General features: G+C 69.1%; 13 protein-coding genes. 3 read left to right on the top strand and 10 right to left on the bottom strand.

Annotated elements, in window-relative coordinates; all coding sequences use genetic code 11:
* Positions 1-2: 2 nt before the first annotated feature.
* Together K344_RS22690 and smc are read right to left on the bottom strand one after the other, a co-directional pair.
* Positions 3-758 (bottom strand): cell division protein ZipA, encoded by a 756-nt coding sequence (locus K344_RS22690; protein WP_051361724.1) that lies wholly within the window; start codon positions 756-758, stop codon positions 3-5.
* Entirely contained in the window at positions 755-4,282 is a 3,528-nt protein-coding gene (gene smc / locus K344_RS19445) for a chromosome segregation protein SMC (RefSeq protein ID WP_084196784.1), read from the bottom strand. The genes K344_RS22690 and smc overlap by 4 nt, the downstream gene beginning before the upstream one ends.
* Positions 4,283-4,478: 196 nt before the next feature.
* Here smc and queF point away from each other — a divergent pair, with 196 nt between their 5' ends.
* Positions 4,479-4,901: a preQ(1) synthase gene (gene queF, locus K344_RS0100620; RefSeq protein ID WP_028079054.1), complete on the top strand. Its 423-nt coding sequence runs from the start codon at positions 4,479-4,481 to the stop codon at positions 4,899-4,901.
* 37 nt (positions 4,902-4,938) lie between these two features.
* On the opposite strand, the gene K344_RS0100625 is transcribed toward queF, so the two are convergent.
* The 4 genes from K344_RS0100625 to K344_RS0100640 all read right to left on the bottom strand — a co-directional run bounded on the left by K344_RS0100625 (position 4,939) and on the right by K344_RS0100640 (position 10,623).
* Entirely contained in the window at positions 4,939-6,498 is a 1,560-nt protein-coding gene (locus K344_RS0100625) for an FGGY-family carbohydrate kinase (RefSeq protein WP_028079055.1), read from the bottom strand.
* Between the two features lie 97 nt (positions 6,499-6,595).
* Positions 6,596-8,122 carry a glycerol-3-phosphate dehydrogenase/oxidase gene (locus K344_RS0100630; RefSeq protein ID WP_043113422.1) on the bottom strand — a complete coding sequence of 509 codons (1,527 nt, stop codon included), beginning with the start codon at positions 8,120-8,122 and terminating at the stop codon, positions 6,596-6,598.
* A 5-nt stretch (positions 8,123-8,127) separates the two neighbouring features.
* Positions 8,128-9,720, bottom strand: a complete 1,593-nt coding sequence (locus K344_RS0100635; RefSeq protein ID WP_028079057.1) for an FAD-binding oxidoreductase — start codon at positions 9,718-9,720, stop codon at positions 8,128-8,130.
* Positions 9,721-9,813: 93 nt separating this feature from the next.
* Positions 9,814-10,623 (bottom strand): HAD-IA family hydrolase, encoded by an 810-nt coding sequence (locus K344_RS0100640; protein WP_028079058.1) that lies wholly within the window; start codon positions 10,621-10,623, stop codon positions 9,814-9,816.
* Between the two features lie 148 nt (positions 10,624-10,771).
* On the opposite strand from K344_RS0100640, the gene gluQRS reads away from it, so the two are divergent.
* Both gluQRS and phaR read left to right on the top strand, forming a co-directional pair.
* Complete coding sequence (gene gluQRS, locus K344_RS0100645) at positions 10,772-11,686, top strand: tRNA glutamyl-Q(34) synthetase GluQRS (RefSeq protein ID WP_028079059.1); 915 nt, start codon at positions 10,772-10,774, stop codon at positions 11,684-11,686.
* Between the two features lie 53 nt (positions 11,687-11,739).
* On the top strand, positions 11,740-12,255 hold the full coding sequence (phaR, locus tag K344_RS19450; protein ID WP_043113423.1) for a polyhydroxyalkanoate synthesis repressor PhaR: 516 nt from the start codon (positions 11,740-11,742) through the stop codon (positions 12,253-12,255).
* 300 nt (positions 12,256-12,555) lie between these two features.
* On the opposite strand, the gene pnp is transcribed toward phaR, so the two are convergent.
* The 4 genes from pnp to rbfA all read right to left on the bottom strand — a co-directional run bounded on the left by pnp (position 12,556) and on the right by rbfA (position 16,390).
* Positions 12,556-14,667 carry a polyribonucleotide nucleotidyltransferase gene (pnp, locus tag K344_RS0100655; protein ID WP_043113425.1) on the bottom strand — a complete coding sequence of 704 codons (2,112 nt, stop codon included), beginning with the start codon at positions 14,665-14,667 and terminating at the stop codon, positions 12,556-12,558.
* A 43-nt stretch (positions 14,668-14,710) separates the two neighbouring features.
* Positions 14,711-14,980 carry a 30S ribosomal protein S15 gene (rpsO, locus tag K344_RS0100660; RefSeq protein ID WP_028079061.1) on the bottom strand — a complete coding sequence of 90 codons (270 nt, stop codon included), beginning with the start codon at positions 14,978-14,980 and terminating at the stop codon, positions 14,711-14,713.
* Positions 14,981-15,068: 88 nt separating this feature from the next.
* Positions 15,069-16,013, bottom strand: coding sequence for a tRNA pseudouridine(55) synthase TruB (truB, locus tag K344_RS0100665; protein ID WP_028079062.1), 945 nt, complete (start codon positions 16,011-16,013; stop codon positions 15,069-15,071).
* 5 nt (positions 16,014-16,018) lie between these two features.
* A complete protein-coding gene (gene rbfA / locus K344_RS0100670) occupies positions 16,019-16,390 on the bottom strand; it encodes a 30S ribosome-binding factor RbfA (RefSeq protein ID WP_028079063.1) in 372 nt (123 codons plus the stop codon).
* Positions 16,391-16,406: the final 16 nt, after the last annotated feature.

Here is a 16,406-nt window from a genome sequence, read left to right on the forward strand (position 1 = left end):
GCTCAAAGTCCGTTGCGCTTGGTCCAGGCGTCGACTTCGGCCACCAGCACACGTTGCGCCTCCGGCGTGAACACCTGGCGGTTGGCATCGAACACTTCCGCGTTGAGCTGCTCGGCCAGCGCCCGGCTCGTGGCGATGAAATCCTGCAGCGCCTCGCGCGGCTTGGCGCCGTTCGGCAGCACCATGAACACCGTCAGACCGGGCGTCGACAGGCTGTCCTGATCGGCGGGGTCGAGCGTGCCCGGCTTGATGAGGCTGGCGACGGAGAAGATCGGCCCGCTCACGCCCGGCCGGTGGTAGATCTTGCGGTCGCCGTAGACGAGGCCGACGCTGCCGAGCGCCTGGTGGATCTTCGCGCCGAAAATGGCGGTGCCTTCGCGCTCGGCGATCAGCAGGGTGACGATCTTTTCCTCGAAGACCTTCTTCGGCGCCTCGACGCTCGGCTCCTGCCGCGGCGAGGACGGCGCGCCGCCGAACAGCGGCGCCGTTTCACCCGGCTCGGTGCCCTCGCCGAAACCCGGCTCGATGCGCTTGCGCGGCTTGCCGACGCCGAACTCGTCGAACTCGCTGTCGCGCCTGGCCTCGAACATGTCCATCTGGTCCTGGCCCGGCAGCTTCGGCGCACGGCCGGCCGGCCCGCCACCGCCGCCCGGCGGCGCCCAGTCCTTCGGCAGCTTTTCGCCGCGCCGGCTCGTGATGTAGATGGCGATGACCGCCGCCGCGCCCAGCACCAGCAAGGCCCATTGCAACGCGCTCATGTCCCCGTTCCCGAACTGCTGTTGTCGGTCTGTGTGGTCAGCTCAACGGCCTGCTCGATGTCCACGCTGACGAGCCGCGACACGCCGGGCTCCTGCATGGTGACGCCGTGCAGCTGCTGGGCCAGCTCCATGGTGATCTTGTTGTGCGTGATGATAATGAACTGCACGTTCTGCGACATCTCGCGCACGACCTCGCAAAAACGGCCGACGTTGGCATCGTCGAGCGGCGCGTCGACTTCGTCCATCAGGCAGAACGGCGCCGGATTGAGCTGGAACAGGGCCAGCAGCAGCGCCGCCGCGGTCATCGCCTTCTCGCCGCCGGACAGCAGGTGGATGGTCGAGTTGCGCTTGCCGGGCGGGCGCGCCATCACGCGCACGCCGGTCTCCAGCATGTCGTCGCCGGTCAGTTCCAGATACGCCTCGCCGCCGCCGAACAGCTTCGGGAAGCGGTCGCGGAACACGCTGTCGACCTTGTCGAAGGTCTGCCTGAACAGTTCCTTGGTCTCGGTGTCGATCTTGCGGATCGCTTCCTCGAGCGTCTCCAGCGCGCCGTGCAGGTCGGCATGCTGCTCGGCCAGATACGTTTCGCGACCCTGCGCTTCCTCGAGCTCCTGGATCGCCGCGAGATTGATGGCGCCGAGGCGCTCGATGCGGCGCAGGGTCGTCGCCAGCTTCTCTTCCCAGTTCGGCAGCGTGGCTTCCGGATCGAGGGCGTCGAACAGCGCCTGGCGCTCGAAGCCGCTTTCGCGGATCTGCTCGTCGAGGCTCTCGCGGTGCGCGCGCAGGTTCTCGAATTCGAGGCGCGCCTGCTGCAGCTTCTCGACGGCGGCGTCCTTGTCGATCTCCGCGCCGCGCGCCGCCTCGATCGCCGCCTGCAGGGCCGCGTCGACGGCCGCCGCCGCCTCGCGCAGGGCACGCATCTGCTCGCGGGCGATGCCGACCTGCGCGCGCGCCTGCTCGACGCCTTGCGCCTGTTCTTCCAGCGGCTCGTTCAGCTCGGCGGCGCGCAGTTCCTCGTCGCCGCGCCGCGCCCGCAGCGACTCGCGGTTGGCCGCCAGGTCCTTGAGGCTCTGCTCGAGCGCCGACTGCGCGCTCTTGCGCCCGGCGAGATTGACCTGCAGCTGGCCGCGCGCCTGCTGCGACTGCTGCAGCGCGAGGCGCGCGCGGCCGACCAGATCGCGCTTGCGCTGCAGGGTCTGCTGCATCTCGGCGCGCTTGTCGCGCAGTTCCTGGGCGATCTGCTCCAGCGAGACCAGCCGCGTCTTCGATTCGTCGAGCTCGCGCAGCTGCTGCTCGCGCGCCTCGCGCAGCGCCTCGATTTCCTGGGTCAGCGTGCTGGCGCGCGCCTGCATCTGTTCGAGGCGCACCGCCTGCGACTGGCGGAACGCCATCTTCTGCGCCTGGCGATGGCGCAGCTGGTCGAACTTCGACGACAGGTCGCGGCGCTCCTGCTCCATCGCGTGCGTGCGAGCGCGCAGTTCGCCGAGCACACGCTCGCGATCGAGCACCTGCGCCTGCTGCTCCTCGACCTGCGCCTTCAGCTGCTTGAGCAGCTGGCCGCGGGCGATGACGCCGCCGCCGGCGTCGTCGCCGCGCTTCGGATAGCGCACCCAGTGCCGGCCGCGCCACAGGCCTTCGGCGGTGATCACCGATTCGCCCGAGGCCAGCGTCGCGGCGATGTTCCCGGCCTCGGCCGCGCTGCCGGCGATGCGGATGCCGGCGAGCCAGTCGAGCACGCCCTGCGGACCGCTGACCTTGGCGGCGAGACCGCTCGCGCCCTGCCCGCTCTGCCCGGCGATCAGCGCGACGCCGGCCTTCGGCGAGCCCGGAATGCCGCGCAGCCTGGCATCCAGATCGGCGACCAGCGGCGCCTGCAGCAGGCCTTCGAGAACCTGCTCGACCGCGGCTTCCCAGCCGGACTCGACCTGCAGCGCCGACGCAAGGCGCGGAGCGTCGGCGAGCTGGTGCTGGCGCAGCCATTGATTCAGTTCGGCATCGTCCTGGCGCAGCGCCGCCTGCTGCAGCGTCTCCAGCGAGGCCATGCGGCCGCGCGCCGACTGCAGCGACTGCCGCGTCTCGTGCAGCGCCGTTTCCGCCGCGGTGCGCTCGTCGCGCAGCTGCTGCAGGGTTTCATCCATTTCCTGCAGGCGCATCTCGGCGGCCTGCAACTCGTCGCCGAGGCCGCGCAGCTCGTGGTCGGCTTCCGCGAGGCTGGTCTGCACCGGGCCGATGTTGAGCGCCGCCAGCTCGTTCTCGAGGCGCTTGTAACGCTCCTCGCCCTGGAAGCGCGCGCGCTCGAGCTGCTGCACGCGCACGCGCTCGGCCTCGGTCTGCGTCAGCGGCGTCTCGGCGTCCTGCTGGAAGCTGTCCCAGCGGCGCTGCTCGGCCTGCGCGTCGTCCTCGGCCTCGATCAGCGCGCCCTGCGCGTTCGCCTCGTGTTCCTCGGCGGCGTAGACCTGCTGCTCCAGTTCGGTCAGCTGGCGCGCCGCCTCCTCGAGGCGCTGGCGCTCGCGCTGCTCGCGCGCTTCCAGTTCGGCAAGCTGGCGGTCGAGCTGATCCAGTTCGCGGACCTTCAGCTGCTGCAGCTCGCGCGCATGCCGCAGGCTCTGCTCCTGGCGCGCCAGCGCGGCTTCGGCCTCGTAGACCTTGCTCTGCTCCTCATTGAGTTTCTGCGCCTGCACGCGCTGCTCGATCTCGGCGGCGACGCGCGCCTCGCCGGTCTGCTGCACGCGCGTGCGCGCCGCTTCGAGCGCCGCCTCGTACTCGCCGATGGCATTCTCGTGGCCGCGACTCTGCTCCTCGAACTGCTTGACGCGCAGGGCGAGGATTTCGCCGCGCAGCTGGCGCTCGGCGGTCTTCAACTCGCGGTACTTCTCGGCGTTGGCGGCCTGCTTGGTCAGCACTTCGAGGCGCTGCGTGATCTCCGAGCGCAGGTCATTGAGGCGCGCCAGGTTCTCGCGCGTCTGCTTGATGCGCGACTCGGTTTCGCGGCGGCGGTCCTTGTATTTCGAGATGCCGGCCGCTTCCTCCAGCCACTGCCGCAGTTCCTCCGGCTTGGCCTCGATCATGCGCGAGACCATGCCCTGCTCGATGATCGCGTACTGGTTCTTGCCGCCCAGGCCGGTACCGAGGAACAGGTCGGTGACGTCGCGCTTCAGGCACTTGCGGCCGTTGAGGTAGTACTGCGAACTGCCGTCGCGGGTCAGCTCGCGGCGCACGGAGATTTCGGCGTAGGCGGCGTAATTGCCGCTGACCGTGCCGTCGGCGTTGTCGAAGATCAGCTCGACCGAGGCGCGGCCGACCGGCTTGCGCGTCTTGCTGCCGTTGAAGATCACGTCCTCGGCGTCCGAGGAGCGCAGGTTCTTCATGCTCGTTTCGCCGAGCACCCAGCGCACGGCGTCGATGACATTCGACTTGCCGCAGCCGTTCGGACCGACGACGCCGGTCAGGTTCGAAGGCAAAGGCAGATGCGTCGGGTCCACGAATGACTTGAACCCGGCGAGTTTGATACCCGAAAGTCGCATGCTTTTTTGGTTTGGGGTCTCGGGCCGGCGTTGACCGGCTGCATGGATAGGGCCGCCGCAGTCGGCGGCCGGCACTTCGGGCTAGTGTAAATTAAGCGCTTGGCCGTGGCAGCGGTCGCGCGGACGCCGCGCCGCGACGACTCCGGCGCAATGCCCGCGTGGCAACATTCTCCTTGACTTTGGACGGTTCCTTCCGATGAGTGCGCAGCCCAGCAAGACGCTGGAAACCTTCCCCAATCCGGCGCCGCAGCGCGATTTCTGCATCCGCATGCGCATTCCGGAATTCACCTGCCTGTGCCCGAAGACCGGCCAGCCCGACTTCGGCACGCTGTATCTCGAATACATCGCCGAGAAGAAGTGCGTGGAGCTGAAATCGCTGAAGCTGTACATCTGGAGCTTCCGCAACGAGGGCTGCTTCCATGAGGCGGTGACCAACCAGATCCTCGACGATCTGGTGAAGGCGCTCTCGCCGCGCTACATGCGCCTGACCGCGGTGTTCAACGTGCGCGGCGGCATCTACACGCACGTCACCGCCGAGCACCGCAAGAAGGGCTGGAAAGGCACGCTGCCGCCGCCGGCCTGGCACGTCGACCCGACCGGCGCCGGACAGACGCCCTGATCCCTGGCCCGGCCGCGCGCGCCGAAGGCGAGCCGCGCTAGGCCGGATAGCCGGTGATGCGGCGGATGCGCCGATAGAGCGGTTTCAGGCGGCCGTACATCGCGCGGTAGACCTCGCGGTACAGCGCGTCGTAGAGCTTCGCGGTCGCCGGATCGGGTTCGAAACGGCGGCCGACGCGCGTCATCGCCCGCACCGCGCTGGCGTGATCGGCGTGCCAGCCGAGCGCGACCGCCGCATTGATGGCGGCGCCGAGGCCCGAGGTCTCGTAGACGTGCGGACGTTCGGCGGGCCGGTTGAAGACGTCGGCGGTGATCTGCATCGCCGCGTCGGACTGCGAGCCGCCGCCGGACACGCGCAGCAGGCGCAGGCGCCGGCCGAGCTTGCGTTCGATCTGCTCGCCGCCGGCGCGCAGGCCGTAGACCAGGCCCTCGACGATCGCACGATAGACGTGCGCGCGCGTGTGCACATCGCCGAAGCCGATGATCGCGCCCTTGGCCTCCGGGCCCGGCTCGCGCACGCCGGGCGACCAGTACGGCTGCAGGGTCAGGCCCATGGCGCCGGCCGGCACGGCGCGGATCAGCTCGTCGAACAGCGATTCCACGGCGACGCCGCGCTCGGCCGCCAGCCGCGCTTCCTGCGCCGCGAACTCGCGCTTGAACCAGCTCACCATCCAGAAGCCGCGATAGATCTGGATCTCGGTGTTCCACGCCTGCGGCTGCGCGGCGGGATACGCCGGCACCAGGCGCTGCACTTCGACATAGCGCGGCTGCACGGTGTTGATCGTCGCCGTGGTGCCGAAGCTCAGCTGCGCGAGGTCCGGCTCGACCACGCCGGAGCCGAGCACCTCGCAGGCCTTGTCGGCGGCGGCGGCGATCAGCGGCGTGCCGGCCGGCAGGCCCAGCGCCCCGGCGGCGCCGCGCGTCAGGACGCCGAGCCGCCCGCCCGGCGCGATCAGTTCGGGCAATTGCCCGCGGCGCACGGCCAGCGCGCGCCACTTGAAATCGCCGGGCGCCGCCCACCGCAGGCGCCGGTAGTCGAACGGCAGGTAGCCGACCTGGCAGGCCGCGGAATCGACCCACTCGCCGCACAGCTTCCAGCTCAGCCAGCCGGACAGCAGCAGGTAGTGCGCGGTCTCGCGCCACAGCGCCGGCTCGTTCTCGGCCAGCCAGTTCGCCTCGGCCTCGCGCTGGAAGTGCGCGATCAGGGCGCGGGCGCCGAGCAGACGGAAGGCCGCATTCCAGGCGGGCCCGAGCGCGGGCGGATGGCGGGCGCGGCGCTGGTCGAGCCAGAGAATCGCCGGGCGCAGCACGCGGCCGCCGGCATCGCAGCAGACGACCGAGGCGCGCTGCGTGGTCAGCGCAACCGCGGCGACTTCGCCGGCGCGCGCCGGCGCCTCGCGCCACAGCGCCGCGCAGCAGTCCTGCAGCGCGCGCCAGTAGACGTCGGGGTCCTGTTCGGCGGCGCCGGGCTGCGGCGAGGCATACGTCGGCTCGAAGACCTCCTGCGCCTTGGCCAGCAGCGTACCCCGCGCGTCGAACAGCAGCGCCCGCGCGCTCTGCGTGCCGACGTCGAGACTGAGGACCAGGCCGGCGCTCATGCCCTGACCGTCGTGTCGATTGCCGGATGCGCGGCCCGCATGAGGGAGCGCGCTCCCGCACCCGTTTGCGCTGCGCGCAAAGCACCGTGTCGCGCGCTCATGGCGCGGGCGGTGCGTGGCGCTGCCGCCAGATCGTGCGATAGCGCTCGCGTTCGCGCTGCCACTGCGTCTCGTCCCAGCCGAGCTCGGCGCGGCACAGCGCGCCGACGCGCTCCAGGAAATCCTCGCCGCCGCGCGCGCTGACGAGGCCGAGGCGGGTGCGCCGCAGCAGCAGATCGTCGAGATGGTGAACGGCCTCGTGACGCAGCGCCCAGCGCAGTTCGGCGAGGCAGTACGGCGTCGCGCCGAGCGGCAGCAGTTCCTCGGCGCCGCCGGCGCGCATGCGCGCCGCCGCGCGCGCGCCGTAGCGCGCGGCGAGGCGATCGCCGGCCGCCGCCGCGGCGGCGTCGAAGACCGGCGCATCGCCGGCCTCGCGCAACGCCGGCAGCGTCCGCCGCGCGGCGCGCAGCACCTCGCCGGCGGTGACGCGGAAGGTCGTGAGCTTGCCGCCGGTCGCACCGATCAGGCCGGGCGCGATCCACAGGGCCGATTCGCGCGAAGCGCTCGAAGGCGCGCCCTCGCCGCCGCCGACCACCGGCCGCACGCCGGCGTAGACGGCGAGCGCGTCGCCGGCGCGCAGCGGATGATCGGGAAACTGCGCGCGCAATCCTTCGAGCAGATAGTCGAGTTCCGCGGGCTCGGCGAGCGGCGCTTCGAGCGGGCCGCGATGATCGACATCGGTGGTGCCGCAGAGCACGGCGCCTTCCCAGGGAAAGGCGAACACCGGCCGGCGGTCGCGGATGTGCAGCCACGACACGGCCTGACGCAGCGGCAGCCGCTCGGCGGCGAAGACCAGATGGCTGCCGCGCAGCGGACGCAGCGGCGGCGCGCCGTGCGGCGCACCCAGCAGGCGATCGGCCCAGGCGCCGGTCGCGTTGACGACCAGCGCGGCGTCGATCGCACGGCGCTCACCGTCTTTCGGGCGCTGCAGCTGCACGCCGCAGACACGCGCGTCGTCGCGGCGCAATTGCGCCGCGCAGTAGTTCAGGGCGACGCCGCCGGCGGCGACGGCGTCGCCGATCAGGCGCAGCACGAGGCGCGCATCGTCGGTGCTCGCGTCCTCGTAGAGCATCGCGCCACGCAGCTGTTCGCGGCGCAGGGCCGGTTCGCGGGCGAGCGCCGCGCCGGCCGGCAGCCAGCGCGAGCGGCGCACGCCGGCCATGGCGTCGTAGAGGCGCAGGCCGAACTGCATCAGCCAGCGGCCCGGCGGGCGATCGGCGTAGATCGGCATCACGAAGGGCAGCGGCTCGACCAGACCCGGCGCCTCGCGCAGCAGGCGCTGGCGCTCGCGCACCGACTCCAGCGTCAGCCGCCACTGGCCGTTCTTGAGATAGCGCAGGCCGCCATGCACCAGCTTCGACGAGGCCGACGAGGTGCCGGATGCGAAATCGCCGGCCTCGACCAGCAGCGCGCGCGCGCCGCGGCGCACCGCCTCGCGGAAGATGCCGGCGCCGGTGATGCCGCCGCCGACGATGACGAGGTCGTAGCGGGCGTCGAGCTGCGACAGCGTCGGCGGCGCGGGCATCGCGCTCAGACGAACAGCTTGCCGGGATTCATCATCTGCTGCGGATCGAGCTCGCGCGCCATCGCGCGCAGCAGATCGAGCCCGAGCGCGCCCTTCTCGTGCACGAGATACGGCGCATGATCGACACCGACGCCGTGCTGGTGGCTGATGGTGCCGCCGTGCGCGACGATGGCCTCCGACACGCGCGTCTTCAGCTGCCGCCAGCGCGCCAGGTCGCCGTCCGGATCGCCGCTCGAGCGGAACACGAAGGTCGAATAGACGCTGCAGCCCTGCCGGTAGACGTGCGAAAGATGCGTGAAGGCGTGCACGCGCTCGCCCTGCTCGTTCAGCACATCCTGCGCGGCCGCCTCGATCGCGCGCATCGTCGCCGTCGCCTGTGGCCAGTTGACGGCCGTCTCGACGGTATCGGCCGCGTAGCCGAGATCCCAAAGCGCATTGCGCAGCAGCGGGCCGCGGAAACGGTTCTTCGCCCAGCTCTTGCCGATCGACTTGCCGACGTGCACGCCGCGGAACTGCTTGGCGATCGCCAGCGCGTCGCGACGCATGCGGCGCGTCTCGCCGAGCGAACCCGTGGCGCCGAACACCATCATGCACTGGCCGCTGGCGATGCCGCGCATGCCGAGATAACGCTGCAACCACTTGATCAGCTCGGCATGGCCGGCGAGGCGCAGCTGCGTTTCGGTCTCGACCTCGTTCGACAGCCGCAGCATCGACAGCGGCACTTCGGCCTGCACGATCGCGCGCACCGCATCGACGCCGGCGTCCCAGCTCGGGAAGAACACGGCATGGAAATCCTCGGCCTGCGGCAGGCGGCGCACGCGCACCGTCGCCTCGGTGAGCAGGCCGAGCCGGCCTTCCGAGCCGAGCACCAGTTCGCGCAGATCCGGGCCGGCCGACGAGGCCGGCACGCCGCCAACCGCGAGCTCGCCGCGCGGCGTCAGCAGACGTCCGGCGGCGAACAGGTTCTCGATGCGTCCATAGCGCAGCGACTGCTGACCCGACGAGCGTGTCACCACCCAGCCGCCGAGCGTCGAGAACTCGTATGACTGCGGAAAGTGGCCGAGCAGGAAGCCGTGCCGGCGCAGCTGTGCCTCGATCTGCGGGCCCGGCGTGCCGGCGCCGAAGGTGGCCAGGAACGAGCGCTCGTCGAACGACAGCAGGCGGTCCATGCGCTCGAAGGAAATATTGAGCACGGGCCGCGCGCCGGCCGGCACCTGCAGATGACCGACGACGCTGGTGCCGCCGCCATAGGGCACGACGATGGCGCCGTGCTGCCGCGCCGCCTCGAGCATCGTGGCGGCTTCCTCGTGGGTGGCCGGCATCGCCACCGCGTCGGCGACCGGACCGAAGCGGCCGGCCTTCATCGCGACCCAGTCGGGAAAGCTCTGGCCGCGTGCGTGCAGCAGTCGCGCCTGCGGCGTGTCGTCGCAGCCGGCCACGCCGGACAGGCGGCTCGCCGGCACGCCGCGCAGCGCCATGTCGAGCGTCGCGTCGCGTGGCGGCGTACCGTCGCCGATGCGCGCGCGCAGGAACTCGTGCGCATCCTCGCCGAGCGCAAACTGATCGGATTCGTTACCCCAGCCGTTCCAGCGCCGCATCGCCGCTCCCCGCGTCGTGAGGGCCGAGTATAGACGGGGCGTCGCAACGATCCCGCGGCGCGACCGACAGCGCGATCGCTTCGCGGCGGCGACTCAGGCGGCGGCGCGCTTGTGCTCGGGCAGCTGCCGGCGCTCGGCGAGCACCGTGCGCAAGGTGTCGATGGTCACCCACGGCAGGCCGTCGAGGCGGCCCTTGAGCAGGCGCGTCGGCGCGCCCGGTTCGCCGAGGCTGCTGACGACGAGCGCGGCCTCGCTGAAGTCCTGCTGCAGGGTGTCGCGATTGATCGTCACCACGGCGGCGACGCCGGCGGCGGCGGCGGCTTCGAGGCCCATCTCCGAATCCTCGAGCGCGACGCATTCGTGCGGCTGCAGATTGAGCCGGCGCATGGCGAGCTGGTAGAGATCGGGCGCCGGCTTCTTGCGCTGTACCTCCTCGCCGCTGGCGATCACCTCGATCTCGGCAGCCAGCTCGGGCCCCATGCTGTATTTCAGCACCGGCTTGAGGGTCTTCAGGCTCGCGTTCGTGACGATCGCCAGCCGCAGGCCCGAGCGGCGCGCCTCGCGCATGATGCGCGCGATGCCGGGCCGCAAAGGCACGCGGCCATGGCGCATGTAACGCTTGAAGTAATGCGATTTGAGCGCGTGGACCTTGGCGACCCAGGCGTCGATGTTCTGCTGCGCCTCGGCGGCTTCGGCGCCGAGATCGGGCTGGTACTGCTGCAGATAGTGCTTGAGACGTTCGCGGCCGCCGGGCTGCTTGAGCAGCTTGCGATAGAGCTTGGGACCCCAGCGGAACGGCAGACCCAGGCTGCGAAAGGCGCGGTTGTAGGCGGGGCGATGGCCGAGCGCCTCGGTGTCCGCCAAGGTGCCGTCGACATCGAAAAGTACCGCTTTCAAACTCATGGCGTCCGCCCGGCGGCGAACGAGCCATGAGATCCATCAGGGTCCATGTCGTCATTCAGACAGTTACAAGCTGGAGCTAATGTAGCATGCGGCATCGGCCATTGCTGCACCGCGCACGCGGCCGGAACGACCGCCCGTTCGCGTTTTCATGACCGCTCATTCCATCGATCCGAGGCCGTATCGCGGCCGCTTCGCGCCGACACCGAGTGGCCTGCTGCACGAAGGTTCGCTGCTGACCGCGCTCGCCAGCTTTCTCGACGCACGCGCGCAGCGTGGCCGCTGGCTGCTGCGCATCGACGATCTCGACGCACCGCGCTGCGTCGCCGGTGCCGATCGCGGCATCCTCGCGCAACTCGAAGCGCATGGCCTGATCTGGGACGAGACACCGCGCTACCAGTCCGCGCATCTCGACGCCTATCGCGCCGCGCTGTCGCGCCTCGGGGAGAGCGGCCGGCTGTACGCCTGCCGTTGCACGCGCGCGACGCTCGCGCACGTGCAACACGAAGGGCCCGACGGGCCGGTCTACCCCGGCACCTGCCGCGACCTGCATCTGCCGCATACCGGCAACGCGCTGCGCTTCGCCTGCGACGATACGACGCTGAGCCTCGCCGATCGCATCCAGGGACCGCTGCGGCGCCGTCTCACCGAGGACGTCGGCGATTTCGTCGTGCGCCGGCGCGACGGCATCGTCGGCTATCACCTCGCCTGCGTGGTCGACGAGGCGGCGCAAGGCATCACGCACGTCGTGCGCGGCGCCGATCTGATCGGCGCCAGCTTCGCGCAGCTGGCGCTGGCGCAGGCGCTCGGCCTGCAGGCGCCGCGCTACATGCACGTTCCGGTCCTGCTCGGGCGCGACGGCCTGAAGCTGTCCAAACAGAACCACGCGCGACCGCTCGACGCCGAGCGTCCGGGCGACAATCTGCGGCGCTGCCTGACCCGGCTCGGGCAACGGCCGCCCGCCGAGCTCGGAACCGCGCCGGTTCGCGAACTGATCGACTGGGCTGTCGTGCATTGGCAAGCGGAGGCTGTCATGGCGCGAACAGTCATGACGGCCGGCGTCTAGTTCTGGCATGATGCTTTGCAGCAAACGCACTGCAGCAAAGCTGCCACGACTCCATGTCCGACATCCGCATCATCAAGAAGTACCCGAACCGGCGGCTGTACGACACACACATCAGCCGTTACATCACGCTCGAGGAAATCCGCCAGCTGGTGCTGCAGGACGTGCAGTTCCGCGTCGAGGACAAGCGCACGCACGAGGACATCACGCGCAGCATCCTGCTGCAGGTGATCGCCGAGCAGGAGGAAGGCGGCGATCCGATCTTCACGACCGAATTGCTCGAATTCATCATCCGCTACTACGGCGACCCGATGCAGAACAGCATCGGTCGCTATCTCGAACTGTCGGCGCGCCTGTTCCAGGAACAGCAGGGCCATTTCACCGATCAGCTGCGCAACATGCTCGGCCAGGCGCAGCAGCCGCTGCAGGTGCTCAAGGAAATGGCCGACCGCCAGGTGCCGATCTGGCGCTCCATCCGCAAGGAATTCCTCACCAACATCCAGGCCAGCGCCAAGGCCATCAAGCGCCGCGCCGGCATCGATGAGCACGCCGAAAAAGACGTGATGCCCTAGCGCCGGAGTGACGGGTGCGTCACATTTCCCCCGCTTTATTTTGCAACCACCTGAATAAGAAAGACATTCTTCAGCGTCAATGATTTGACGCCGCCTCCCTGCGTCCCCATACTGCGATGCAGCATGGATGCCGATCGTCGTCCCGGACGACCGGCCACCCCATCTCCTCCAGAGAGGCCGATGGCCTTTCTCGCACTAGCCCTCCGTCCGGAGGGCTTTCTTTTGGAATGGCGATTTTCCGCACGTGCAAACGACAACGGCGCACCGAAGTGCGCCGCGCCGGATGCTTCTGCTCGAGCTTCAGGCCGTCTCGGCGCCGACGTCCGCCGACTTCATCGACAGGCGGATCTTGCCGTCGCGGCTGACTTCGAGAACCTTGACGCGAACCTGCTGGCCTTCCTTGACGACGTCTTCGACCTTCTCGACGCGCTTGTCGGCGAGCTGCGAGATGTGCACGAGGCCGTCCTTGCCCGGCGCGATCGTCACGAACGCGCCGAAGTCCATGATCTTCGCGACCTTGCCTTCGTAGATCGTGCCGACTTCGACGTCACGGGTCAGCGCGTTGATGCGCGCGATCGCCGCTTCCGCCGCCTTGCCGTCGACCGCCGCGATCTTGATCGTGCCGTCGTCGGAGATGTCGATCTGCGTGCCGGTTTCCTTGGTGATCGACTGAATGGTCGCGCCACCCTTGCCGATCACTTCGCGAATCTTGTCCGGATTGATCTTGATGGTCGTGATGCGCGGCGCGTGCGGCGACAGCTGCGAACGCGGCGTCGGCAGCACCTGCACCATCTGGTCGAGGATCTGCAGGCGCGCGGCCTGCGCCTGCTGCAGGGCCTGGGCCATGATCTCGCCGGTGATGCCAGTGATCTTGATGTCCATCTGCAGGGCGGTGATGCCGTCCTTGGTGCCGGCGACCTTGAAGTCCATGTCGCCGAGGTGGTCTTCGTCACCGAGGATGTCGGTGAGAACCGCCCAGCGGCCTTCCTCGAGGATCAGGCCCATCGCCACGCCGGCGACCGGCGCCTTGATCGGCACACCGGCGTCCATCAGCGCGAGGCAGGCGCCGCAGACCGAGGCCATCGACGACGAGCCGTTCGACTCGGTGACTTCCGAGACGACGCGCACGACGTACGGGAATTCCCTGTCGAGGTCCGGCATGACCGCCGCCACGCCGCGCTTGGCGAGGCGGCCGTGGCCGATTTCGCGGCGCTTCGGCGCGTTCAGGCGGCCGGTTTCGCCGACGCAGTACGGCGGGAAGTTGTAGTGGAACATGAAATGCTCATGCCACTCGCCTTCGATCGCGTCGATGATCTGGTAATCCTTGCCGGTGCCGAGCGTGGTCACCGCCAGCACCTGCGTCTCGCCGCGCGTGAACAGCGCCGAGCCGTGGGTGCGCGGCAGCACGCCGGCCGACATCGCCAGCGGACGCACCGTGACGCGATCGCGGCCGTCGATGCGCGGTGCGCCGTCGAGGATACGGTTGCGGACGATCTTGGCCTTCAGCTCTTCGAGCTCGGCCTTCAGCTGGTTGTCGGTGAAGCCCGCATCAGTCGGGCGCGCGGCCTTGGCCTTCTTGGTGACTTCATCCAGCTTGCCGTAGCGTTCCTGCTTGTCGGTGTAGCCGTAGGCGGCGGCGATGTCGCCTTCGAACTGCGCGACGAAGGCCTTGACCGCCGAGCGGTCGGCCGGCTGCCAGTTCCACTTCGCCTTGCCGGCTTCGGCGGCGAATTCATTGATCGCCTGGATCGCGGCCTGCATTTGCTCATGGCCGAACAGCACGGCGCCGAGCATGACCGGCTCGGACAGCATCTTGGCTTCCGACTCGACCATCAGCACGGCGTCCTTGGTGCCGGCGACGACCAGTTCGAGATCCGACGTCTCCAGTTCGGTGGTCGTCGGGTTGAGGATGTAGTTGCCATCCTTGTAGCCGACCTTGGCCGCGCCGATCGGCCCCATGAACGGAATGCCGGACAGCGCCAGCGCCGCCGAGGCCCCGAGCATCGCCGGGATGTCGCCATCGATTTCCGGATTGAGCGACATCACCATCGCCACGATCTGGACTTCGTTGAAATAGCCTTCCGGGAACAGCGGACGCAGCGGGCGGTCGATCAGGCGCGAGATCAGCGTCTCCTTCTCGGTCGGACGGCCCTCGCGCTTGAAGAAGCCGCCGGGGATACGGCCGCCGGCGTAGAAGCGCTCCATGTAGTCGACGGTCAGTGGGAAGAAGTCCTGCTCGGGCTTGGCTTCCTTCTTGCCGACGACGCTGACGAAGACGACGGTGTCGTCGACGTGCACCATGACGGCGGCCGTCGCCTGGCGGGCGATCGCGGCGGTTTCGAGCGTGATGTTGTGCTTGCCGTAGCGGAACGTCTTCTTGACGGGCACGGCGGGAGTGGCAGGTACTGCCATGGTCTACCCCTGGATTCTGGCGGTAAAAACGACTGCGCCGCTGTTAGCGGCGCAGACCGAGCTCGGCGATGAGCTTCGTGTAACGGGCTTCGTCCTTACGCTTGAGGTAGTCGAGCATCTGACGACGCTGGTTGACCATCTTCAGCAGGCCGCGGCGCGAGTGATTGTCCTTCTTGTGTGCCTCGAAATGCGGGGCGAGCACATTGATGCGCTCGGTCAGCAGTGCAACCTGAACCTCGGGCGAGCCCGTGTCATTCTTGGCGCGCGCGTACTTCTTCACCACGTCCGCCTTGCGTTCAACCGTCAACGTCATTGCCATCCACTCCAAACTATTTTTCGATCTCTACAAAGTCCAATATATTAGCTTTTTTGCCGGCTTATTCACAAGTTAGGCCAACAACTCAGCTCCCCGAATCATCCTGCGGCGGCGCTTGCAGCCAGCGTTGCGGCCGCACCCAGCCCTCGGCGTCGCTCTCGGCTAGGCCGAGCAGGAACCCGCGCTCGTCGAGCACGGCCAGGCGCGCGTCGCGCACGACGCCGGCAATGCGCTGCGCGCGGCCACGCGACAGAGCCTGTGCGCGAACGGCGTCGACGGTGAGCGAAGGCCAGTGTGCGAGAGCCGCCGCGCAGCCAAGCAGATGAGCATCCAGCGCAGCGGCGCCGCCGCTTGCGGCCTCAGCTTCCAAGGCGTCCAGACCGACCATCGCGTGCCGCCAGAAAGGCGCCACGCCCGTGCGGCGCAAGGACGACAGGTGCGCGCGCTGCCCCACCGCGCCGGCCAGATCCTCGGCCAGGGTCCGGATGTAGGTGCCCTTCGAGCAGCACACCTCGATCTCGAATCGGCCCGGCTCGAAGCTCAACAGCCGCAGTTCGCGAATGACGATCTCGCGCGCTTCGCGTTCGACGCTCTCGCCGCGCCGCGCCAGCTCGTACAGCGGGCGGCCGTCGCGCTTCAGCGCCGAGTACATCGGCGGAATCTGCTTCTGCTTGCCGATGAAGCCGGCGATCGCCGCGCGCAGCCGCGCTTCGTCGAGCATGCCGGCATCGGACCGCGCGATCACCTCGCCTTCCGCATCGCCCGTGCTCGTCTGCGTGCCGACGCTCACCGTCGCACGATAGCGCTTGTCGGATTCGAGCAGCACGCCGCTGAGCTTGGTCGCCTCGCCCAGACAGATCGGCAGCATGCCGGTGGCGAGCGGATCGAGACTGCCGGTGTGTCCGGCCTTTTCGGCACGGAACAGGCGCTTGACGCGCTGCAGCGCATCGTTGGAACTCAGGTCCAGGGGCTTGTCGAGCAGCAGGACCCCGGAGATGCGCCGCCGCGGCGGGCGCGAGTGAACCGCCATCCGAGCTATTCGTCCTTGCCGGAATGATCGTCGCTGCGCACCGCGTCGCGAATCAGGGCGCTGATACGGTCGCCTTCGCGCATCGCCACGTCGGCCGTGAAATGCAGCTGCGGCACGTAACGCAGGCTGAGCCGTTCGCCGAGTTCATGGCGCAGCTTGCCGGCCGCATGCGCGAGACCCTTGATGGCGTCCTTGAGCTGCTGGTCGGAGCCGAGCAGGCTGACCGTGACGCGCGCATTGCGCAGATCGGGCGATACATCGACACCGGTCACCGTGATGCCCAGCACGCGCGGATCGGACAGCTCGTTGCGGATCAGCAGCGCAAGCTCGCCCTGAAGTTGGGTATTGAGGCGAAGCTTGCGGGGATACTCTTTCATCTTGGAAGGGGCGGGT

This window comes from Solimonas soli DSM 21787, assembly GCF_000474945.1.
Taxonomy (GTDB): Bacteria; Pseudomonadota; Gammaproteobacteria; order Nevskiales; family Nevskiaceae; genus Solimonas; species Solimonas soli.

Coding starts and splice junctions, on each gene's coding strand:
- K344_RS22690 (WP_051361724.1), bottom strand. CDS start 758: ATGAGCGCGTTGCAATGGGCCTTGCTGGTGCTGGGCGCGGCGGCGGTC.
- smc (WP_084196784.1), bottom strand. CDS start 4,282: ATGCGACTTTCGGGTATCAAACTCGCCGGGTTCAAGTCATTCGTGGAC.
- queF (WP_028079054.1), top strand. CDS start 4,479: ATGAGTGCGCAGCCCAGCAAGACGCTGGAAACCTTCCCCAATCCGGCG.
- K344_RS0100625 (WP_028079055.1), bottom strand. CDS start 6,498: ATGAGCGCCGGCCTGGTCCTCAGTCTCGACGTCGGCACGCAGAGCGCG.
- K344_RS0100630 (WP_043113422.1), bottom strand. CDS start 8,122: ATGCCCGCGCCGCCGACGCTGTCGCAGCTCGACGCCCGCTACGACCTC.
- K344_RS0100635 (WP_028079057.1), bottom strand. CDS start 9,720: ATGCGGCGCTGGAACGGCTGGGGTAACGAATCCGATCAGTTTGCGCTC.
- K344_RS0100640 (WP_028079058.1), bottom strand. CDS start 10,623: ATGAGTTTGAAAGCGGTACTTTTCGATGTCGACGGCACCTTGGCGGAC.
- gluQRS (WP_028079059.1), top strand. CDS start 10,772: ATGACCGCTCATTCCATCGATCCGAGGCCGTATCGCGGCCGCTTCGCG.
- phaR (WP_043113423.1), top strand. CDS start 11,740: ATGTCCGACATCCGCATCATCAAGAAGTACCCGAACCGGCGGCTGTAC.
- pnp (WP_043113425.1), bottom strand. CDS start 14,667: ATGGCAGTACCTGCCACTCCCGCCGTGCCCGTCAAGAAGACGTTCCGC.
- rpsO (WP_028079061.1), bottom strand. CDS start 14,980: ATGACGTTGACGGTTGAACGCAAGGCGGACGTGGTGAAGAAGTACGCG.
- truB (WP_028079062.1), bottom strand. CDS start 16,013: ATGGCGGTTCACTCGCGCCCGCCGCGGCGGCGCATCTCCGGGGTCCTG.
- rbfA (WP_028079063.1), bottom strand. CDS start 16,390: ATGAAAGAGTATCCCCGCAAGCTTCGCCTCAATACCCAACTTCAGGGC.